Source organism: Vibrio sp. DNB22_10_4, from assembly GCF_052879755.1.
Map to the genome: position 1 here is coordinate 881,165 of NZ_JBNNXW010000001.1, position 22,146 is coordinate 903,310.

General features: G+C 45.8%; 20 protein-coding genes. 4 read left to right on the forward strand and 16 right to left on the reverse strand.

What is annotated here, in order from left to right:
* Positions 1 to 11 precede the first annotated feature (11 nt).
* On the forward strand, positions 12 to 920 hold the full coding sequence (locus ACVA6Q_RS03770) for a LysR family transcriptional regulator (RefSeq protein WP_353499492.1): 909 nt from the start codon (positions 12 to 14) through the stop codon (positions 918 to 920).
* A 27-nt stretch (positions 921 to 947) separates the two neighbouring features.
* On the forward strand, positions 948 to 1,910 hold the full coding sequence (locus ACVA6Q_RS03775; protein WP_446646575.1) for a Gfo/Idh/MocA family protein: 963 nt from the start codon (positions 948 to 950) through the stop codon (positions 1,908 to 1,910).
* Positions 1,911 to 2,168: 258 nt separating this feature from the next.
* On the opposite strand, the gene ACVA6Q_RS03780 is transcribed toward ACVA6Q_RS03775, so the two are convergent.
* The 8 genes from ACVA6Q_RS03780 to ACVA6Q_RS03815 form a co-directional block, all read right to left on the reverse strand.
* On the reverse strand, positions 2,169 to 2,504 hold the full coding sequence (locus ACVA6Q_RS03780; RefSeq protein ID WP_446646576.1) for a c-type cytochrome: 336 nt from the start codon (positions 2,502 to 2,504) through the stop codon (positions 2,169 to 2,171).
* A gap of 2 nt (positions 2,505 to 2,506) precedes the next feature.
* Positions 2,507 to 2,983, reverse strand: coding sequence for a TlpA family protein disulfide reductase (locus tag ACVA6Q_RS03785; RefSeq protein ID WP_446646577.1), 477 nt, complete (start codon positions 2,981 to 2,983; stop codon positions 2,507 to 2,509).
* Positions 2,976 to 3,545: an SCO family protein gene (locus ACVA6Q_RS03790; RefSeq protein WP_446646578.1), complete on the reverse strand. Its 570-nt coding sequence runs from the start codon at positions 3,543 to 3,545 to the stop codon at positions 2,976 to 2,978. The genes ACVA6Q_RS03785 and ACVA6Q_RS03790 overlap by 8 nt, the downstream gene beginning before the upstream one ends.
* 11 nt (positions 3,546 to 3,556) lie before the next feature.
* A complete protein-coding gene (locus ACVA6Q_RS03795) occupies positions 3,557 to 4,651 on the reverse strand; it encodes a YncE family protein (RefSeq protein ID WP_446646579.1) in 1,095 nt (364 codons plus the stop codon).
* Between the two features lie 111 nt (positions 4,652 to 4,762).
* Positions 4,763 to 6,421: an Lcl domain-containing protein gene (locus ACVA6Q_RS03800; protein WP_446646580.1), complete on the reverse strand. Its 1,659-nt coding sequence runs from the start codon at positions 6,419 to 6,421 to the stop codon at positions 4,763 to 4,765.
* Positions 6,422 to 7,033 (reverse strand): cytochrome c3 family protein, encoded by a 612-nt coding sequence (locus ACVA6Q_RS03805; protein ID WP_124941258.1) that lies wholly within the window; start codon positions 7,031 to 7,033, stop codon positions 6,422 to 6,424.
* Positions 7,034 to 7,041: 8 nt separating this feature from the next.
* Positions 7,042 to 7,512, reverse strand: a complete 471-nt coding sequence (locus tag ACVA6Q_RS03810; RefSeq protein ID WP_338166705.1) for a copper chaperone PCu(A)C — start codon at positions 7,510 to 7,512, stop codon at positions 7,042 to 7,044.
* A gap of 24 nt (positions 7,513 to 7,536) precedes the next feature.
* Positions 7,537 to 8,535: a porin gene (locus tag ACVA6Q_RS03815; protein WP_446646581.1), complete on the reverse strand. Its 999-nt coding sequence runs from the start codon at positions 8,533 to 8,535 to the stop codon at positions 7,537 to 7,539.
* 218 nt (positions 8,536 to 8,753) lie between these two features.
* Between ACVA6Q_RS03815 and ACVA6Q_RS03820 the strand changes: the two genes are divergently transcribed.
* Entirely contained in the window at positions 8,754 to 9,656 is a 903-nt protein-coding gene (locus ACVA6Q_RS03820) for a LysR family transcriptional regulator (protein ID WP_446646582.1), read from the forward strand.
* A gap of 313 nt (positions 9,657 to 9,969) precedes the next feature.
* Here ACVA6Q_RS03820 and choV read toward each other — a convergent pair whose 3' ends face one another.
* The 8 genes from choV to ACVA6Q_RS03860 all read right to left on the reverse strand — a co-directional run bounded on the left by choV (position 9,970) and on the right by ACVA6Q_RS03860 (position 20,473).
* Positions 9,970 to 11,157 (reverse strand): choline ABC transporter ATP-binding protein, encoded by a 1,188-nt coding sequence (choV, locus tag ACVA6Q_RS03825; RefSeq protein ID WP_446646583.1) that lies wholly within the window; start codon positions 11,155 to 11,157, stop codon positions 9,970 to 9,972.
* A gap of 2 nt (positions 11,158 to 11,159) precedes the next feature.
* The gene (gene choW, locus ACVA6Q_RS03830; protein ID WP_112462552.1) at positions 11,160 to 12,002 is read right to left on the reverse strand and encodes a choline ABC transporter permease subunit; all 843 of its coding nucleotides are present in this window, start codon (positions 12,000 to 12,002) and stop codon (positions 11,160 to 11,162) included.
* A 76-nt stretch (positions 12,003 to 12,078) separates the two neighbouring features.
* The gene (locus tag ACVA6Q_RS03835; RefSeq protein ID WP_446646584.1) at positions 12,079 to 13,017 is read right to left on the reverse strand and encodes a choline ABC transporter substrate-binding protein; all 939 of its coding nucleotides are present in this window, start codon (positions 13,015 to 13,017) and stop codon (positions 12,079 to 12,081) included.
* 35 nt (positions 13,018 to 13,052) lie between these two features.
* The gene (gene betA, locus ACVA6Q_RS03840; RefSeq protein ID WP_446646585.1) at positions 13,053 to 14,744 is read right to left on the reverse strand and encodes a choline dehydrogenase; all 1,692 of its coding nucleotides are present in this window, start codon (positions 14,742 to 14,744) and stop codon (positions 13,053 to 13,055) included.
* A gap of 21 nt (positions 14,745 to 14,765) precedes the next feature.
* Positions 14,766 to 16,226, reverse strand: coding sequence for a betaine-aldehyde dehydrogenase (betB, locus tag ACVA6Q_RS03845; RefSeq protein WP_446646586.1), 1,461 nt, complete (start codon positions 16,224 to 16,226; stop codon positions 14,766 to 14,768).
* Between the two features lie 20 nt (positions 16,227 to 16,246).
* Positions 16,247 to 16,843: a transcriptional regulator BetI gene (betI, locus tag ACVA6Q_RS03850; RefSeq protein WP_446646587.1), complete on the reverse strand. Its 597-nt coding sequence runs from the start codon at positions 16,841 to 16,843 to the stop codon at positions 16,247 to 16,249.
* A 979-nt stretch (positions 16,844 to 17,822) separates the two neighbouring features.
* Positions 17,823 to 19,100, reverse strand: coding sequence for an NAD(P)/FAD-dependent oxidoreductase (locus ACVA6Q_RS03855; protein ID WP_446646588.1), 1,278 nt, complete (start codon positions 19,098 to 19,100; stop codon positions 17,823 to 17,825).
* A gap of 14 nt (positions 19,101 to 19,114) precedes the next feature.
* A complete protein-coding gene (locus ACVA6Q_RS03860; protein ID WP_446647176.1) occupies positions 19,115 to 20,473 on the reverse strand; it encodes a glutamine synthetase family protein in 1,359 nt (452 codons plus the stop codon).
* A 288-nt stretch (positions 20,474 to 20,761) separates the two neighbouring features.
* On the opposite strand from ACVA6Q_RS03860, the gene ACVA6Q_RS03865 reads away from it, so the two are divergent.
* A complete protein-coding gene (locus ACVA6Q_RS03865) occupies positions 20,762 to 22,093 on the forward strand; it encodes a glutamine synthetase family protein (protein ID WP_353499474.1) in 1,332 nt (443 codons plus the stop codon).
* The last annotated feature ends 53 nt before the right edge of the window (positions 22,094 to 22,146 follow it).

The following is a 22,146-nucleotide window of genomic DNA, read 5'->3' on the forward strand; positions in this document are numbered from 1 at the left end:
TAAAGGTAATAATGAAAAACACCGAGCTCAACCTTATCCCAGTCTTTGTAGCCATCTATGAAGAGCAGAGTCTATCCAGTGCCGCGACACGTTTAGGTATTAGTCAGCCTGCGGTAAGTAAGGCACTCAAGCGATTACGAGAGATATATGAAGACTCCTTGTTTCATCGCAATGCCAGTGGCGTAGAGCCGACGACGTTTGCCAATGACATCTATCCAGCATTGGCTACGTCGCTTAAAAACTTCAATTCAACCCTAGAGGCTTCCCGAGACTTTAATCCTAAAACGTCAACCAAGACGTTTTCTATTGCTTCTGTTTCTGCCGCGAACTATGCCGTGTTGCCTGAACTGTTAGTAAGATTTGCCAAAATTGCACCTAAGGTGTCGCTGGAAGTTCACCCGCTATTTACCGAAGATCATGAGTCCGATCTGCGATTGCAACGTTATGATTTAGTCATTGATAGAACGCGTTCTGATGTGACTACACTAAAAACCAAAGAGATCTTCAAAGAGAAGCTCTATGTGGTTGCTGCCAATGATCATCCCAGACTAACTGGCGAGACAATAACAACGGACGAATATTTGGCCGAGCAACACGTCGTTATGTCTCGTTGGCAGACTCGTCAAAGTTTCTTTAGTGAAAAAGACTTTCCAGAGTTTGGTAAACGAAAAATAGTGTATCGTGCGCCCGGTGAAGTTGACATGCTCCCCGTGATCAGTCGAACGGAAGCCATTGGCCTTGTCACCCATTCGACGTTTACTAAGTTCTCACAAGGTTTGAACGTCAAAGCGTTACCAATGCCATTTGGCGCCTCTGAACATGGGCTAAGTATGGTGTGGCACCCAAGCCGAAATTCTGATTCCGCACATCAATGGCTGCGAAATCAAATTGCTAAAGTGGCCAACACCGTTAGTCAATAATTTATCTAGGAAGTAAGGAACGCATTTGTGATCAAATGGGGTGTGATGGGGCCAGGAAGGATTGCCCATAACTTTGCCAAAGGTATTGCCGTTACTGATGGTGCTGTCATTCACGCAGTCGCGAGTAGAAACGAGCTGCGCGCTATGCAGTTTGCCAGTGAGTATCAGATTGAAACCATCTATTCAGGCTATCAAGCACTAACACAAGACCCAGAAGTTGACATCATCTACATTGCGACACCTCATGCCTTTCACTACGAGCAAGCCTTAATGTGCTTGAATGCTGGAAAGGCTGTGATGTGCGAAAAAGCGCTGACAATGACCGCTGAGCAATCTCGCCATTTGCAGCGAGTGTCGAAAGAGCAGGGCGTGTTTATTATGGAAGCGTTTTGGTCGAAGTTTTTGCCGGTTTGGGAGCAAATACAGCGCTGGAAGTTAAAGATTGGCGAAGTCAAACTGGTTCAATCCAACTTCTGTTTCAAAGCGGAGCGCAACTATGGCGATCGCCTATTCGATCCCGCTCAGGGTGGGGGAGCGCTGCATGATATTGGCATCTATAACATCGCATTGTCGAACTACGTATTTGACCAACTGCCGACACAATGGCAGGTTTCAGGTGTCGTCGGTGAGACAGGAGTTGAGGAGAGTGTCTCTGCCGTATTAGAGTACGAGAACGACAAATGCGCCACTTTTACCTGCAGCTTTAACGTGACGACTCCAAATACAATGTCGATCTTTGGTGAACATGGGCGAATTGAAATAGCGGAGCCATTCTTTGGCGCTGAAAAAGCCACACTGACGACGGATAGTGGCAGTGAAGTGTTTGAAATACCTCATGCAGGCGCAGGGTTTGAATACCAAATTGCTGAAGCGAATGCGTGTTTGCAACTTGGCAAAGTTGAGAGTGACAAGCATCCGATGCAAGCGACGATAGATACGCTAGAAATTATTGGCGAGATGCGAAGATCGTTGGATATCGGAAGACAATAAAGTTTGATCGATTCCAATAAAGATTGTCAGTTCACTTAGCAGAGATTTATGTGAACTGACTATAGCAAACACGCCTTTGCTCCAAAATGTGTTAGACCTTTTACTCATTCATGTCCTGTTAATCCTAGGTTACCTTAGTAAAAGTTATTTGAGATAACAAATATCAACAAATTTTGCGTTACATGGGTACCTCATTGTCTCACGGGGTAAATCATTTATTTTGAACGTGTTTTTTGCTGAATACTTCAGAATGAATTTCTAAGGGCGATGCTCTTTTTTGCTGCTCAAGTATTTAGCCATAAGGCGAATCTCTTCATCCGTGTAGTGCTCCATTGCGACCTCCATGGTCATGAACAAGCCGTTTTTACGCTTTTTCATCTTGTAATCTTTCATTTGGTTAAAGAGGTAAAGCTCGTTTTGTCCACCGATTTTCGGGTATATAGGCATTACGGGCTCATTTCCGGTTTCACCATGGCAAGTAGCGCACCCTCCTTTTCCCGGAGCAATGTACAGTGCTTTGCCTTTCTCAGTCTCAGTATTGGCAAAAGTGGAGAAGCTGATGGAGGCAATAAGTAAAATAAGCATACTTTTCATGATTACAGTTCCTCTTTTAAACAAGTTAGCCAGTCTTGAATCGCTTCGGGAGAGTGCTTGATATACCCAGAATAGCGAAATTTAGCTTCACCATTAATCACTACCAATGTGGCGGGTAGCCCTTGAAAGCCGAGCGCTTGAATTGAACTCATATCCGGTTCAATGGTTTTCGGTAAGTGATGAATACCCAATTTAGAAAAACGCTCTTCGATCGCAGGGAGGTTATCCCCAATGTGTACGGTTTCAATATTAAAGTTCGTGTTAGTCGCAATGCTGTCGAGTGCTGATAGTTCCTTTAAACAAGGAGGGCACCAAACCGCCCATAGATTGACCAAGCTGACTGGGCCTTTTAGCTCGGAAAGCCGATAGGTCGAGTTTTCTGGTTTAAACCCTTCTGGTGTGGCGCATTGTTTTGCGGTTGTCGAGAAACTCAAACATAAGGTGATGCTAACCAGTGCGAATGAGGTCCATTTATTCATTGATATACCTCTTCAAAGCTTGGCCGATTTTTGCACCACCTTCGCCATAACCAAATACATCGATAAGCTCTCTGTCTGGTCCGTAAAGGTAGATGTAGGCAGAGTGGTACACTTCATAATGTTTTGGGAGAGGGGGGTAAATGGGCTTGCCTTCAAGAGAATAGCCATAGGTTGCCTTCATGCTCTTTGCTATGGCTTTGATCTGCTCTTGCGTTCCGGTTAATCCAACCATTTTGGGATCAAAGTACTTCACATACATGTCCAAGTTTTCAATCGTATCGCGGTTAGGGTCTACAGAGATGAAGATTGGCGTGACCTTATTTGACTCCTCGTTCAACGAATTCACTGCGGTCGCTAAATCGATAACCGTGGTAGGGCAAATATCTGGACAACTGGTGTAACCAACGCCCATAAGAAGGAACTTACCTTGCCAATTTTTCTCGGTCACCGTTCCTAGCGTATTATCTTGCAGTTCAAATTTTAAAGGTTTAGCCATTGCGGTAAAACTCAGTAAGCATGCCGCTAGAAAAGCGTAGATAGTATAGGAAGTTTGTTGTCTCATTGTGCGTTCCTTTAGTGACATACGGTGTTTGTAATACCCATTGCTAGCAGGTGGGGCTTGGCTAACTTAGTGTCGATCTCCTTCAGAACCTTGTTGGTACGGATGTCGTATACGAAAAGTTTTGAAGAGCCTTCTTGCGTTGCAAACAGTGTCTTTGAGTCTGAAACTACAACAACTTCTCGTAAGTCATTACTTAACGAGACTGATTGAACGGGTGTGTTGGTCGAAAGCTCAAAAATATCCAGGGCACCCTTAGATTCAATTATGCCCATTGTCTCTATCCAGCCCGTGCGAATAGACTTTGGAGCCCCGGTAAGCTTGAGCTCTTTGACAACTTCACCTCCCCAAGATTCGATAACTTGCGCTTGACCATTTTCACTGGCAAGCACGATATATTCAGAATCGGAACTTACGTAAGGACGCCAAGGTTGTGAGTCGAAATGAAAGGTGTTGAATTCCATTTCCATAGAGAGATCCCAAACGACAACGGAATTGTCTTTATATTGGGAAGCCAGTGCTAGGCGCGCATCTGGTGATAAAGTCAGCTCAGAAACGTAGCCTTCGCCGACATTGATATAGCTTCTTTGACCATCGTGATTACGATAAATAAGCGTGTTACCGGACTTGCTCTCTGAAACATACAAGTTGTAGCCACCGTTATCAAAGTTCATGCTAAAAGGCGATTTGATATCGGTAATCGTGGCGACATATTCGCGTTTTAGCGGTTTAATAATGTCTATACGATCTTTCATTGCTACTGCCAGTTGGGCTTCATCAGCATGAAAGGTAATTTCTGTTGGAATTCCTTCCATCGCCATTTGCCAGTGTGTCTTTTTAACTAAGTCGTAGACGTAGACGGTTGGGGTTTTTCCGTCGATGTAGACGAGAACATCTTGTACGTCTGACACTTCAAGGTGAATCGGTTTTGCCTTGAGTTCGATCTGGTCTGTGTAGGAAAACGCAAAAGTGTCAATAACGGCGACGTTGTTAGAGTTATCATCAGAAATGAATGCCCAACGAGCGCCATCGTCATATCGACCTTCGATATCGGCGTGCGCGGTAAAGGTAAGCAAAGAGGTAAGTAGGGGAATCAAAATCTTGTTCATAGTAACCTCGAATAATAGAAAACATCATCGCAATCGAGCCACAAGTGAGTTTTTGGGGCGACATTGTTGGTGTGGAAGTAAAGAAGCCCTCAAGAGGGCTTCATTGAACAACTAAGGATTACGAACACAGCGAGTGTAGAATTCGGAGTCTTTTGACATACCGAAACCTTGCCCAGTTAGGTAACCATGTGCCCAACCTTCGTTATCACCCGTGAATCTCAAATCCAACTGCTCAGGCGTTTGGTTTTTCTTACGAGCCGATAGTGGTCTTACGTGAAGCGTAGGGCCAGCAACATCAGAAGTGCTGGTCCAGAAGAATGACTTCACTGGTGTGTTCGGGAAAAACTCTTCATCAATAGCTGGAGAAACTTTGTTGTAGTTAACAATGGAGTTCATCTCTTTGATATCTGGAGCGCGCCAGTCATCATAGCCAGCATATTCTAAGTCTTGGCAGTACTTCAGAGAGTCATCGAACTTGCGCTTCACATAATCAATGTTTTGCTGCCACATTCGATTGGTCACTTTTTCTGTAACAGTACCGTCACCGTTATCGACGTATTGCATGTTGTGGTATGCCGCGTCGTTATCTGCGCGAACACAGCGAACCAGCTTGGTTGAAGCGGTATGTTGACCCATGATATGAGCATCAGGGAAGCCCACGTGCCAAACGTGATCGTGACGGTCAGAAACAGGGAACGTCCAAATGCCAGAGTTCTGACGAGGCATGTTCAAGAACACATCGGTATTAATAGCCGGACGGAACTCACCCATGTCAGCTATGGAGAATAGCTCTTTCATTAGCGGGAAACGCCAATCTGTATAACCATCAATTTCCAAGTTTGCGCAATATGCTTTACCTTCGACCGCCGTCATCCAGATTCGGGAGGAGTCTCGTTCCCACATCAATTGGGTATTATTGTCGAAAACGACTTTCCCTGATTCAGAGATAGTGTAGCTAGGCTCATTACCTTGGTAATCAGAGTCTTCTCCAAAAGTATCGGTAAAGTTCTGAATTTGACCTGTGTCTGGCAATTTGAAACCTTCAGGCGCAGGCATACCAATACCGGTAATAAACTCTTCCCTTTCAATCGGCTTGACGCGTTGACCGGAAACATACGCCGCGACATCGCGGTAGTCCTGCTCTGACAACATCTTAGCGTAAGGCATCATGATGCCGGCCAATGCACCGTTAGTACGTTTGCCGTCGCGGTAGGCAATCATCTGTTCGTAGATGTATGTCGGCATTTGGCCTTTCAACGGCGGGAAGTTTTTCTGTGTTGATGCGCCTTGTTCGCCATGGCAGGCTTTACAGGTACTGTCGTAAGTCTCTTTTCCGCGCTTGAACTCTTCACTCTCTAGTACATCCGGCATTGGGTTGTACTTCATTTTTTGTGCACCAAGCAGGATCGCAGTCGATGCCATATCACGAGGCGGGTTAGCGTAAACGATCTCTTTCATTTGAGAGGAAATACCTGCGTGACGCTCATTATCCATAGCGAACCATTGGTCTAAGAACCATTGCGGATCAAAACCTTCAAGCTTAGGGCTTAGCGTTTCAGGCACTTCCTCTTTTGCTGGTCGGTGACAACCGAGGTAACAACCAAATACGATACGTTTTGCTGCTTTTAAGTCCTTGGGTGATTTCTTTAAATCTTCAAAAGTTCGATTAATGGTGTAATCACCGTACCCATTATCGATGTCTTCTGCTGCAACAGCGCTACCAGCCAATGCTAAGCTGATGGCAAGTGATAATGCGATTGAATGTTTCATTTATAAGCCCTCAGTTGCCACCAAATTACGAATTCGTTCTTCCTCACGTAAACGCATCTCACGCTTTAAATTAGGGTGGGCGATATCGTAGTGGCAGCTCGAACACTTCCAAGATGGATCGTTATCTTTGTTGTTAAATGCAAGGTTGTGAGAGAAGTCCGATGCGGGTGAGTTTTCGTCTGCACCTTGAGCACGCTCTTCCAAACCACGGTGGCAATTGATACAGCCTGAGTCATAAACATACTCACCACGTTTAGGGTGAAGTTCATCATAATCAAGCGAATCCATACCCAGCACGAACTCTCCCCATAGATGGCGCGTACCGGAGGTTCCTTTTACCCAAAGCTCTTCGACAATATTCGATTTTGGCAGGTGACAATCGATACAATCTGCAACAAAACCATGTTGGTTATTACCGCCATGTATCGATTGAGAAAACGTTTCAGCCATCGGCTCCATCGTATGGCAGGACGCACAAAATTCATTGGTACTGAATACATGCAAAACTTCTGTTGCAGGGAGAGCTGAGATCAAACCAATCCCGATGCCGACCGCGACAATGGCAAGTTTAACCGAGCGTTTTACTTGTTTAATTTGCTCAATAATTTTCATTATCTCACCTACATTTTATGCTTCGGGGGAAAGTCAGAAGATTTAAGAACGCTTGCTTCACACTGTTGGTCTGAAAGGTAGGTCAGCCATAAGTTGACCGAGTACTTTTCACCAGCGAGTGGGCGCTTCTTAAGGTCCATTAACATAAAGTGCGTTCCACCGCGTTCTAGTTTGGTTACCGCGTTTTTCTTAAGAAACAGTTTCGGAAAGCGCTGCATTGTCATCACGCCATCTTTCATAATGGTGTTATGCATCTGAACTTCATTGGTAAGCTCTGGTATTTCCGCGCCTAGAATGGCTTCTGGCGAAGGAAGTCTCAGTGCTTTGACCTCGTCGTCTTCAGTAAAGGTCGCATTGAAGAACAGTCCGGTTTTGTTGACGCCTGGCGCGGGTTCAACGATGACGCAGTCGGTAATAGAGACACCTGCATAGGCTTGAGCTGCGCAGAGTAAGCTCAACGTTGTGAATAGCTTTTTCATCTGTTAGGTCCTTAGCACAAGGCGTTAAAACTTGAAGTGGAGGCCGATGTTGATGTTGTCATTTCGGTTCTCGCCGTTGTTGTTCGCAGGGTCATTGGTTGCTGCATCGTCAGCGTATTCTGCGACTTCTAAATAGGTAGAGAGCTGTTCACTAAAGGCATAGTTAAGGCTCGCTAGATAAAGCGTTTGGTTATCTTTTTGGGAATCGTCGAAAGCTTTGTGCTGAGCCCCGAGTTTGAATGTCAGCTTATCCAGAGAGTATTTGCCTGAGATACCGTATACAGCGCTGTCGCCTTGGGGATCGTCGTGATTGAGCTCAACAAGGCCACCGAGGTAGAAGTTCTCCCAAGTGTAAGAAGACGACAGAGCGTAACGCACGTAGTCATCGGTTTGGTTCCCTGGTAATTGTTTCTTATCGACTTGGGAACGATTGAGAACCAAATCAAAGCTGTCGGTTACATACAGTAAGCGCAGACCAAGAATATCGATGTCTTCTCCATTGTTATTGTCAGGGCTTATGACCGCGACTTTTGCGTACAGACCGTTCCATTTGGGTGTCATATAGGCGAGCTGATTGTTGCCAGATTTTGCTTGACGAAATAAAGCCGCATTGCTTGAACGGTGCATATTGTTACTGTCAAAAATATCTACGCGAGAGTAGAGATCTTTATAGGTGCCTGTGGTACCGTTTCCGAAGTAGATGCCGCCGAAGTCCTTAGTTACTAGCACCAAGTTTGCTTCGCTAACACGCATATCGAAGCCCTGCTCCTCCTTAACCTTTTGTGTTAAATCTTCTGAATATTCAGCTTCTAGGTTGTAGATAACACGCAATAGACCAGCGTCGTGTTTGCCTTTTATGCCCGTATTCGCACGATGAATTTCTGACTGATAATCTTGTCCTGCTTCCCAGCGTACTTGCCCTAAAATGTCGCCATAAAAGTTGGGTGCTTCAAAGGTTGTTGCCGCGACAGGCGTTGTACACAAAGCGATTGTGGACAATAGTAAAGAATGTTTTAACTGCATGAATAGACCTACTCTAAAGTGGTAGTTATGAAAAGTTGTTTCGAATTATATCGAGTTGTTTTTTTAGCAATACGCGAGTAGGAAATCGCGGTAATTCAGAAAGTGAATAGCAGAGGTGAGATCAAATAAAGCGTTGATATTTTTTTAGTTACAGTGATGAAGGAAGAAAATTTACATTTTAGTTAGTAATATCGTAGAGAGACGACTAGGAGCTAAACATGGATATCGAAGCGGTTAAAATGTTCTCTGTTTTGGCGAAAAAGCTGAACTACACCGAAACAGCAAAAGCACTCGATGTAAGCCAACCGACACTAAGCAGAAAAATTAAAGCATTAGAAGAAAGCCTAAATGTTACTTTGGTCCATAGGAGAGGTAGCAGCATTAGTCTTACGCCACAAGGTGAAATGTTCTTCGAGTCGGCTGGCCAGATTCTCGATCTTATCGACCACACTGTAGAAAAACTTCACGTTGAACGTAAAGGTGTTAGCGGCCTACTGCGTATAGGCTGTTTACACCCGATGGCGAGGTTTTTAACCAAGAGCTTCTTACCGGATTTCCATGAAAAGTATCCAAATATCCACATTCACTTTCATACATTGACGCCAAACACTTTGAGCTTGTTTGAAGATGTAGATCTGATGATTGCCCCGTTTTTACCGAACGATGAATCCGTCGTCTGCCGAGAAGCCTCACGATTTACACGATGTTGCTACGCCTCGCCAAAGTACATTCAAAAACGTGGTGAACCCAAATTTGTTCATGACTTAGAGCTACACCAATGTATTACTCACACCAACACGCCAAGCTCAGAACGATATTGGAACCTAACAAATAAACATGGTGATAAACGGCAGATTGAAGTCACTGGAAACATGACAACGAACTCAATCGATATCGCAATTAACTTGGCAAAAGAGGGGTTTGGTATCGGCTTAATTCCTGATAATCAAGTGCGTGAACAAGTGCATTGCGGCGAGCTCATAAAGCTGTTCAACGGCGAATGGTTTGAAGAGGGCACTCTCTATATTTTATATAAACAGAGTATACATACGCCGAAACGCTTTAAGGTGTTTATTGAAGAGTTTGAAGCATTTCATGAACAATGGAGATTGCAAGACTAACAACAAGGAAAGTAGACAGTTTAGTGATTTCTCCTACCTGAAGTTATTCTTAGTTTTCTAATGTTCGATTTTTCAAAACTGATTTTTGTCCAAAAACGTTTCAGAAAGTGATCAAACTTTGGCTTTTTATAGCCCAATGATTTCTTGAGAAGGCGCGTTTCCGATCAAAGTCTATTGTCCTCCGACATTGGGTGTGGAATAGATAATTGACCAGTGTCGTATAACTCATTGAGCAGGCGACACTATTTAAATACAGAGGCGCCCAAGGCTATTAGCTTTGGGCGTATCTTTGTTCAAATGCCACGAAGCGCAATTATGCGGCTTTTGTGCTTTTATAGTTGCCTAATAGCGCACGATAGAGCTCGTTATCATTGAGTACACCTAACAGCTTACCCTGTTCAGAGAGCAAAATTGGCTGTCCGCTACGGTGTTTGAGTTCAATAGCATCTCGCATGACTATATCAGGGCTTACAACAACGACTGTAGAAGGGGAAACGTCTTCCAGCTTGTTCTGTTCGCCATCCCATTCCAACAAACTCAGGCCGGGCTGTTGAACCAATGAAAGTGAGTCTGAAGATTGTTCTACCCACACCTGCTGGCTGCAACAAACTTGTAAGCGTGAGTCTTCGCGTTTTAGCTCGCTGGTGGGTTGCATCAACGAGCGCCCCTTCAGCACGTTCAAAGGGTTGGTATGCGCGACAAAATCACGCACATAATCGTTTTCAGGATTAAGAATAATCTCTTCTGGCTTTCCATGTTGAATCAAACGCCCAGATTCCATGATTGCAATGTTGTTGCCAATTTTCAGCGCTTCATCGAGGTCATGGCTGACGAACAAAATGGTTTTGTTGAGTTTTTCTTGCAGCAGGATGAGCTCGTCTTGAAGCTGGGCGCGTATCAAGGGATCAAGTGCTGAGAATGGCTCGTCCATCAATAAGATATCGGTATCCATCGCAAATGCTCTTGCGAGACCAACACGCTGCTGCATTCCGCCAGACAGTTCGTGAGGATACTTATCTTCCCATTCTGACAGACCAACCATTTCAAGTTGTTCGCGCGCTCTCATGCGGCGTTCTGATTTGCCTACACCTTGCAACTCTAAACCAAATGCCACGTTATCAAGGACAGTTAGCCAAGGCATTAAAGCAAACTTTTGAAATACCATAGATATCCGGTGAGTCCGTAAATGGCGTAAGGTGTCTTCATCACAACTAGCGAGGTCGACTTGAGCCTCGCCATCTTTGACTTCAAGGTTGCCACGAGAAATTTCGTTTAATCCATTCACAGCACGAAGCAAGCTGGATTTCCCCGAGCCTGAGAGTCCCATGAGAACGCAAATTTCCCCTTCTTTGACTGACATAGAGACATTATCAACACCGACAACTTGACCAGTTTCATCGATAATTTCTTGGCGAGATTTACCGTTGTCTAATAGTTCTAGTGCCAATTGTGGTTTGTCACCAAACACGACATCGAGGTTTCGAATAGTAATCGCATCCATGATTAAGCTTCCTTTTGGTTTGGTGATTTACACAGACGATCGAGGATGATTGCCACAAGAACAATAGCCAGTCCTGCCTCAAAGCCTTGGGAGATGTTCACTGTATTCAACGCTCGAACCACAGGCTTTCCTAGGCCATCAGCACCAACAAGGGCAGCAATCACTACCATAGAAAGCGACAACATAATGCACTGAGTGACACCAGCCATTATGCTTGGCATTGCTGCGGGTAGTTCGACTTTGAATAGTAGCTTCATGCGAGTTGCACCAAACGCTTTGCCCGCTTCAACGAGTTCTTCTGGCACTTTTGTGATGCCGAGATACGTCAATCGAATTGGCGCCGCGATGGCAAAAATAATGGTAGAGATCAGCCCCGGCACGATACCAAGCCCAAATAAAACCAAGGTTGGGATCAGGTAAACGAAAGTCGGGACTGTCTGCATTAAATCGAGGATCGGTCTCAAAATGGTATACAACCAAGGACGGTGTGCGGCCATGATCCCTACAGGGACGCCAATTAATACAGAAATCGTTGTCGCGGCAAAAACCAAAACAAAGGTTTCTAGCATTTCTTGCCAGTAGCCAAGATTAAGAATGGTGAGCAGAGCACCAATAACAAATAAAACGAGTGGAATACTACGGTGCAAGTACCAAGCAAGTGCTGCGGTAATCGCAATGGGCATTGCTGGAGGCATCCACTTAAAAATATCGACAGCAAAAAGAATGATGGTCTCGAGGAAAATAGCAATCGCATCAAATAGACCCGCCGCATTAAAGGTTAACCAATCAACCCCTGCTTCCATCCATCGACCCAGTGGGATTTTGTTGTCTGTAATAAAATTCACAATACAGCCTTTGTGGTAATGATTATTCTAGCGTGTGACAAGAGGTGGGCGAGGTGCCCACCAAGCACATCATTCGTTAAGCTTTTGAGTTGATGTAGCTGTTTATTGCGCCTTGAGCGTCATCACCAGCTAGCGTTTTCACACCTTCTAACCAGGCTTCAACTTGTTGTGGATTCGCTTTCAACCACTGCTGAGCTGCTTTCGCAGGTTTCACATTTTGGTTCAAGATCGCTTCCATCAGCTCGTTTTCCATTTCTAAGCTGAATTCCAGGTTTTTTAGCAAGTTACCGACATTTTGGCACTCATTTAGGTAGTCTTTTCGGACGTTGGTGTAAACATTGGCTCCGCCATAGTTTGGACCAAAGAAGTCATCGCCGCCGTCTAGGTAAGCCATCTCGATATTGCTGTTCATTGGGTGTGGAGCCCAGCCAAGATAGACGATCCATTGGTTGCGGCGCACAGCACGCGTGACTTGAGACACCATACCTGCTTCACTTGATTCAACTAGGCTGAACTCCTTCAGACCGAATGCGTCACTATCGATCATTGATTGAATGAGGCGGTTGCCGTCATTGCCTGGTTCAATACCGTAGATGCGGTCTTTGAATTTGTCAGCATGCTTTGCAAGATCCGCAAAGCTTTTTACTCCCGCGTCATAAACGTATTTAGGGACTGCGAGGGTGTACTTTGCCCCTTCGAGGTTGGCACGAACGGTCTCTACTGTGCCAGCTTCACGGTATTTAGCGATATCTCCCTCCATTGTTGGCATCCAGTTGCCAAGGAAGATATCGATATCACCGTTCGCCATTGAAGAATAGGTAACAGGGACAGACAGTAAATCCGTTTTGGTTTGGTAGCCTAAGCCTTTGAGTAGTTCAGACGTAACCGCTGTGGTGGCGGTGATATCTGTCCAACCTACGTCAGCAAAACGTACGGTTTCACATTGATTGGCATAAGCGTTCATCGCGAGGCTACTTAAAGCGAGGGTTGACAGTGTTTTTGTCATCATAGACATGGTATTTTCCTTGTAATGGTTACTGACTTTTGAGGTTAATTTAGCTCTCTATTTGGAGCGTTAATTCGTTGTTTCTGTTGCCAATCTGGTGCGATCCAAACCGGTTGATTGGTCGGTTTAAGCATTGGTTGACCCAGAATCATGTCGGCGGCACGTTCAGCCACCATGATGGTGGGCGCGTTGAGATTGCCGTTTGGAATCGTTGGGAAGATGGATGAATCAACAACACGTAAACCTTGAATTCCTCTCACGCGGCAGTGTTCATCCAATACCGCCATTGGGTCATCATCGGCGCCTATTTTGCAGCTGCACGAAGGGTGATAAGCGCTTTCGACATTCTCCTTCACCCACTGGTCGATATCGGCATCACTTGCAATCTTGCTGCCTGGTTGAATCTCTTCACCGCGATAATGGTCCATTGCTGGCTGCATTAAGATTTCACGAGTAAGGCGGATACAGTCTCGCCAGTCTTGCTTATCTTGTTCTGTAGAGATGTAGTTAAATTCGATCTTCGGCTTGTCTTTAGGGTTGGTGGAGGTAATGGCAATGGATCCGCGACTTTGCGGTTTATTTGGGCCAACGTGAACTTGGAAGCCGTGACCATCAAAGGCAGCTTGGCCGTCATAACGCATAGCAGCAGGTAAGAAGTGATACTGGATATTCGGCCATTTCAACCCTTCGCGCGAGCGGATAAACGCACACGATTCAAAGTGATTGGTTGCCCCCAAGCCCTTGCGCGTTAAAACCCATTCAGTGCCGATGAGGCCTTTGCTAATAAGCCCAAGCTTGCTGTTAAGCGTGATAGGCTGAGAGCAATGATATTGGAAGTAGACTTCAAGGTGATCTTGCAAGTTTTCACCCACCCCTGGCAGTTCGTGGGTAAGCTCAACCCCCGCTTGTTCCAATACAGCTTTCGGGCCTATGCCCGAGAGTTGCAATAGCTGGACTGAACCCACTGAGCCGGCACTTGAAATGACTTCTTGATCGGCGAACGCTTGTTTAACAGCGCCTGATTTTTCAAATTCAACGCCTATCGCTTGCTTGTTTTCAAGGAGGACTTTGTGTGCGACGACCCCCTTGATTAGCGTCAGATTAGGGCGTTTTAGTGCACGCTTTAAGTAAGCGTTGGAGGTTGAAGCTCGCACACCGCCATCAACTGTCATGTGCATTGGGCCAAAGCCCTCTTGCTGATAACCGTTGTAGTCTTGAGTTTCTGGATAGCCCGCTTCTTTACCTGCATCTATGAAGGCTTGATAAAGTGGGTTACGTTTCATGTCATTGCCATTGCACGTACCAACAGGACCACTACCACCACGGTAATTATCTTCGCCGCCAATCCAGCTTTCCGCTTTACGAAAATAGGGTAGGCAGGTTTGGTAGTTCCAGTTTTTTGCGCCGTGCTCTTCCCATTCATCAAAGTCACAAGCATGACCGCGCACATATACCATACCGTTGATGGATGAACTGCCGCCAAGTACTTTACCGCGTGGACAATGAAGCTGACGGCCATCGAGGCCTTTCTCCTGTACAGTCTCAAACTGCCAAGCATATTTCTCGGTATTCATTGGGTAAGAAAGGGCTGTGGGCATCTGGATGAAAATACTCTTATCGGAGCCACCCGCTTCAAGCAGTAGAACCTGATGTTGACCACTTTCACTTAGCCGATCCGCCAACACACAGCCGGCCGAACCCGCGCCGACGATAATATAATCGTAGCGTTGCATCATTTAATCTCTCCGTGATTTGAGTTAGGCGTAAGGGCTGGCGTAATCGCCAAGCTCTATTAAAACACTCTTGGTTTGGGTGTAGTGCTTAAGAGTTTCTGGACCATTTTCTCGGCCAATGCCTGAATGCTTGTATCCACCAACTGGCATTTCAGCAGGCGAATCTCCCCAGGTGTTGACCCAGCAAATACCCGCTTGCATTTGATGAATAACGCGGTGAGCACGAGATAGGTTTTGGGTAAACACTCCGGCTGCTAGGCCGTAGTCGGTGTTGTTCGCTCGCTCAATGACTTCTTGCTCGTCTTTGAACTTAAGCACTGACATGACAGGGCCAAAGATTTCTTGCTGGACGTGTGGCATGCTGTCATCACAGTCAACAAATACGGTTGGCGCAACAAAGTTACCGCGCTCTAGGCCATTGTCAGTCACTTGATAGCCACCCGTTAGCAGTGTTGCACCACTCTCTTTTGCACTTTCAATGGCTTGTAGAACTTTGCTCAAATGGTCTTTGGAAATGAGTGCGCCAATTTGAGTGTCCATATCCATTGGGTTACCGACAATGAGCTTTTCGGTGCGAGCTTTAAGCTGTTCAATAAATTGCGGATAAATCGACTCATGGACAAACACACGAGTGCCATTAGTGCATACTTCGCCTTGCGTGTAGAAGTTAGCGACCATCGCAGCAGAAACCGCATTATCGAGCTTGGCGTCGTCAAATACGATCATTGGTGACTTTCCACCCAATTCCATCGTAACTTGTTTTAGTGTCTTCGCACTGTCGGCCATCACTTGCTTGCCTGTGCCTGATTCACCAGTGAATGACACTTTGGCGATATCTGGATGAGCCGTTAGCATTTGACCAACACGGTGATCACCTTGGACAACGTTGAACACGCCATCAGGCAATCCTGCTTCAGTGAAGATTTCTGCCAATTTGAGTGCGGTAAGGGGTGTTTCCTCAGAAGGCTTGAAGATCATGGCATTGCCTGCGGCTAGAGCTGGCGCAGATTTCCACATCGCAATTTGAATCGGGTAGTTCCACGCGCCAATACCAGCACAAATACCCAAAGGTTCGCGGCGAGTGTAGAAAAACTGGCTTTCACTCAATGGCTGCTGTTCACCTTGCATAGCAGGCACAAGACCCGCAAAGTATTCAATAACATCCGCTCCGGTTGCAATATCAACTTCAATCGCTTCTTGAATAGGTTTGCCTGTGTCTGCCACTTCAAGTGCAGCCAGTTCGTCGTTACGTTCGCGCAGAATTGATACAGCTTTAAGCAAAATTCGGCTGCGCTCGACAGGGCTCATCGCTGACCATACGGCAAAGCCTCGCTTAGCAGACTCGACCGACTGTTCAAGGTCTTGTTGGCTTGCAAGGCCGATGGTCGCTAGCGGCTCGCCATTGGCGGGGTTATAAGTAACAAAGCTTTCGCCAGACGTTGCTGACTGCGCTTTTCCATCGATAAATAGTGTTTTCATATCCATTTGAAGATCTGACTTTAGCGTTATTTTTGGGAATAGAAAGTGAGTTGTTTGTCGAGGTAATCGTTAATGATCGCTCGTGCTTTGTCGGCATCTATGCCTTGCGGGTTGAGCGTGCCACGAAGCCAAATACCGTCAATCAAAGCAGCGATACCATGAGCAACAATGTCTGCTTGCGGAGCATCTAAAAGTCCCTTGAGTTCAATTTTAAGGTGGGAGAGCAAGCGCTTTTCATTCACGTGCTGGAGGCGTTTTAACTTGTCGTTGTGCATTGAGTATGACCAAAACGCTAGCCATGTCTTAGCAACTTGGTTTTCTGCCTGAAAGCCAACAAAGTTTCCATCAACAATCGCAATGATTCTCTGCTGGTGAGCCGAGCTAGGTAACTGGGCAAGTTTTGATGTAATGGTCGTTGAGTGCTGACGCAGGATTTCTCGCATCGTTTCCTCAAGCAGCCCATGTTTACCACCAAAGTAATGATTGATTATTCCAGTAGAAACGCCCGCCTCTTTGCTGATTAACGCAATACTTGCCGCATGCAACCCGACGCGATCGATAACCGCCATCGTTGCTTTGACAAGTTGAGGCTTCCTGATTTCGGGCATGCCAACTTTCGGCATTTTGTATCCTTTTTATTTTTAATTGAACGGTTAGTTAAATATAGCGTAACGAAAATTTAGTTAGACCTCAAATGATTTATGTGTCACTCATGTGAAAAACAAACCAATAGTTAACATTGGTGCTACTTTTGTTGGCTTGGTAGATAGACGAATGAAATTGCAAAGACTTGATGTTTTGTTTCGTTAAAACAGCAGCTTGAGTGGTTTTGTTACTCGTTGGTGACGTCATGACAACTAGCTCTGGACGCATGCTATTCATTAATGTCACTTGATAGTGATTGAAGGCTGGTTTAGATGCCAAATTTACTGATGTAAAATGTTTTGAGGTCTTATTAATTTGTGGGAGCTGGCGAGCGCAATATGGATTTCCAAACGGGATACTGTCATACATAAAAAAAGACCCTCGCACCACCTGCAATAGTGCGAGGGCTAAACGACATTAGGAGATCCAAAGTCAAAGCACGTGACGCTCACTTTAACTAAGGGTGTAAGTGAACATTGCTCGATAGGCAATGCTCTTATTCTTATCAAGTAGGTTTGGTTTACCTCTATCGCTTGGGGTCGAACGAGATAATGAGGGCATTCAGGCGCATTTGCGACTCAGCCGATTCTAGAACCACTGTGTGTTCTAGAATGTTATTTATATTAATGTATTACAAATGTAATTAATGAGATGTAGATCAAGTTTTTGGGGTGTCACATTATTCAATTGATCAGTTGTTGGTAACTCGTATTGATAACAGAGCAGTTGCCAAAGATGGGATAGCGTTGGGTGCAAAAAGCAGTTAGTCGATCGTTACCCCCTCTCGCTCCCCTTATGTTGAGTTTCGCAGCTAACGCGGTTGTAAATAGTGTTCTAGGGGGAGAACTTTCTTTCTCGTGGTGCGTGATTGGCGTGGATTATGTGAGCAGAGAGTGGTGTGGTTTTTAGGAAATCGAAGGAGCCAGTGATATTGATGCTGGCTCCAGTTTAAACGTTCTAAAGAATGTCTCTTACTCGATAGTAGGACATCGCTAGCACCAATGCCGGTGTCTTAAACAGCCTCCCGCCTGGGAATGGCATATGCGGGATCTTATCAAAAATCGCGAAGCGTTCTGCGGTGGTTGCTACGCACTCAGCCATGAGTGTGCCTGCCATCCCCGTCGCTGCGATGCCGTGACCGGAAAAGCCTTGGGCAAAATAGACATTAGGTTTTAGACGGCCAAAGTGTGGCGCGCGGTTCATGGTGATGGCGACATTACCACCCCATGCATAATCGATCTTTGCGTCGGATAGCTGAGGGAATATGTCGACCATTCGTCCGCGCATGGCTTTTTCTAGGTTGAAAGGTGCCATGCCTGAGTAGCTGACTCGTCCGCCAAATAGCATCCTGTGATCGCCAGAGCAGCGGAAATAATCTAATACGAAGTTTATGTCACAAGCGGCGATGTGATCTTTCATAAGCGCCCCGGTGACCTCTTCACCTAAAGGCTCAGTGGCACAGATATAAGTACCTACAGGCATGACTTTGTTTTCTAACTTAGTCTCCAAACCATCCATATAGGCGTTACAAGCGAGGATGACGTGATTGGCTTTTACGGTGCCGTTTTTTGTGAATAGGGTAGCAGGATCACCGTGTTCGATTTTGGTCACGGCGCTATCTTCATAAAACTCTGCGCCCGCTTGTTTGGCTGCATTAACCAATCCAAGGGTGTAATTAAGTGGATGCAGGTGACCGCTGTTGCTATCGAACATTCCAGAGGTGTATTTGTCGCTCGCTATGCGGTGGCGGGTCTCTTCTTGATCCCACATTTCTAGCGATTCATATCCGTAGTTTTCAGTGAGGTCGTCATACCAAGCTTTGAGCTCTTTATCATGGCGAGGTTTGACGCCCACATGCACCATGCCATCACGCCAATCACAATCAATATTGTACTTGTTGATGTTAGACTTGGTCAGCGCTAACGCTTCAACTGAAATGTCCCATAACTTTCGTGCATCGGATTTGCCGACCATCTTTTCTAAGGTGTCTTGTTCGGATGCCCAGCCAAAGATAGCTTGACCACCACTTCTACCGGATGCGCCCCAGCCAACGCGATTGGCTTCTAGGACGATAACTTTAAAGCCTTTGTTAGCAAGTTCGAGTGCGGCGGTGGCTCCGGTGATTCCGGAGCCAATAACACAGACGTCGGCAACATGATCTCCCATCAGTTTAGGAAAATCGAATTGCTGATTTCGCGATGCCGCGTAATAGGAGTCTGTGTGCTTCACTTTCATTTTGTATCCTTACTTTACTTGTACCACTGATATTCTAATGGTGAGACTTGCGCCGAGAAGCGAGCTTGCTCATGTTTTTTGTTTGCTAAGTAAACCTTGCAGAATTCTTCACCAAAGCTGCGCTTCATAAACTGGCTGTTAGCGAACTCATGCAGTGACATATCCCAAGAGATAGGCAGCATTGGCAGTTCTAGCAAAGAAGCGTCACCTTCTATTGGCTCTGGTGGAGTGAGTTTGTTTTCGATGCCGTCGAGAATAGACGCGAGCAACACCGCGACGGTGAGGTAGGGGTTAACATCGGCGCCAGAGAGTCGATGTTCAATACGCTTGTCTGACTGACCACTTGCGGGTACTCGCACTGCAACGGTTCGGTTATCCCAGCCCCAAGTTGCGTGCAGCGGAACAAACATATTAGGCTGAAGTCGGCGATAAGAGTTAGCGTTAGGCGCGAAGATGGCCATGCTATCTTCAAGGTGTGCCAATACGCCAGCAATGGCGTTCAGAAGAATGCTTTCATCTTCACCAAAAACATTGGCACCGGTTTCATCTCGCAGGCTGATGTGCACGTGACAGCCGTTGCCCGCATACTCTGTATAAGGCTTCGCCATAAAGTTGGCATAGAAGCCATGCTTTTTCGCTACTGCTCGAACCACGCGCTTTAACAGCATGGCATGGTCGCAGGCTAACAGAACATCGTCCGTATGCTTGAGGTTGACCTCGAATTGCCCAGGTGCGTACTCGGCAGTAATGTTTTCTGCCGGGATATTTTGTTCTTCACATGTACTGATGATCTCATCCAGGAAAGCTTTGAACTCATCCAGTTCTTCTAGAGAGTACACCTGTGTTTGTGTCATACGCTCGCCGCTGATTGGCATGAGTGGTGGTTGTGGGCTGCCCGCTTCGTCTGTTTCGAGATCTTGAAGATAGAACTCAAGCTCAACTGCGATACAAGGCTTGAGTCCTTTGCTAGTAAATTTCTCTAATTGAACTTCCAGTACATGTCTTGGGTCGGCGAAGAAAGGTTGATTTGAAGTTGGCTCAAACATAGTTACGATGGCTTGGGCGCTGTTCTCTTGCCACGGCGTGGTCGTGAGTGAACTTGTTACCATTCGACAGATCCTATCACCGTCGCCTTTTTCAAAACCAAGCCCGGTTTCTTCAACTGTCTCACCACAAATATCCAGTGCGAAAACCGATGCGGGCAGACAAATACCTTGTTCTAAAACTTTGCTGAGTTGGGTGATGGGGACACGCTTGCCACGAACGACTCCATTCATATCGAACAGGATCAAATCCAAGCTGGTGACGTCTGGGTGCTGTTCAATAAATCGTTCAATTGTAAGCTTTTCGTGACCAAGTTGAATTGGTTCGATGTTGTCTGCGCTACTCGCAAGTTGACTCGTTCCCACTGTGGCTCCTCCACTTTTCCCAACGATTCCTTATATATCAAGCCCTAAGTTGGGCTTGACCGTGTTGGTTGCTTTTTAACCATAGACACAATGTTCAGTAAAACACAACACTAATGTATCTAAAATGTTAATCGCTATCTCAAAAGTTGCAAAATAATTAACATCATTGTTTGACATTTATACAGGTCGGTGCCAATGCTAAATGGGAGCTTATTGATAAATTCGTTGAGCGAGTAACGAAAAGAAGGATTTATGGAAACGATTAGGAAATGGATAGAAGAGAACCGTATTACTGAAGTTGAGTGTTTGATCCCGGATATCACGGGTAACGCTCGAGGCAAAATCATGCCAGCGAAAAAATTCCTTCGAGAAGGGGGCATGCGTCTTCCCGAAGTGGTTTTTTTCCAGACCGTAACCGGTGATTGGCCAGACGATGAAAGTATGATCGACCTGACCGAGAAGGACATGACACTGGAACCCGACCAAAACACGATTCGATTTGTGCCTTGGACTAAAGAGCCTACGGCACAGGTGATTCATGACTGCTACACCGTAGAAGGAAACCCAGTCGATATCTCACCGCGAGCAGTATTGCGTCGTGTGTTAAGTCTTTACGAGAAAGAAGGCTGGCACCCAGTTGTCGCGCCAGAGCTGGAGTTTTTCTTAGTTCAGAAAAACCTTGATTGGGATTACCCACTTGAGCCGCCGATTGGTCGCAATGGTCGCCCAGAAACAGCGAGACAGTCATTCAGTATCGATGCGGTTAACGAGTTCGATCCTATTTTCGAAGACATGTACGACTACTGCGAAGCGCAAGGTTTGGATGTAGATACTTTAGTTCATGAGTCTGGCGCAGCGCAGATGGAGCTTAACTTTGACCACGGCGAGCCACTAGACAGAGCGGATCAAGTTTTCCTATTTAAACGTACAGTGCGTGAAGCGGCATTAAGACACGATGTTTACGCGACCTTTATGGCAAAACCAATGGAAGACGAACCGGGTAGTGCAATGCACATCCACCAAAGCTTGGTTGATGGTAAAGGCAAAAACCTATTCGCAAACGAAGATGGTTCAAACAGCGAACTGTTTTTGAATTACATCGGCGGCATGCAGAAATACACGCCAGCGGCGATTGCGTTCTTTGCTCCAAACGTGAATTCCTACCGCCGTTTGGTATTCGGTGATTCAGCACCAACCAATGTGGCTTGGGGTGAAGACAACCGTACCGTTGGCCTTCGTGTACCAGTGTCTGATCGTGATTCAAGGCGTTTAGAAAACCGCTACGCGGGCGCAGATGCTAACCCATATCTAGCAATGGCTCTGACCTTAGCGTGTGGCTACCTTGGTATGAAAGAAAAACTCACACCAACGGAAAAGAGTACAGGCGATATGACAACCGAACCATACTCGCTTCCTCACAATCTAGAAGATGCACTTGTTCTGCTTGAGAACAGTGATGAACTACGAGAAATCTTAGGCGATCGATTTGTATCGGCTTATGTGGCAATCAAACGCAAGGAGTACAAGACCTTCTTCCAGGTCATCAGTTCTTGGGAGCGAGAATTCTTACTTTTAAACGTGTAACTAAGGCAAAGCTATCGAAAAGAGCATTAATTAAACAGCAGGAAATGGAAATT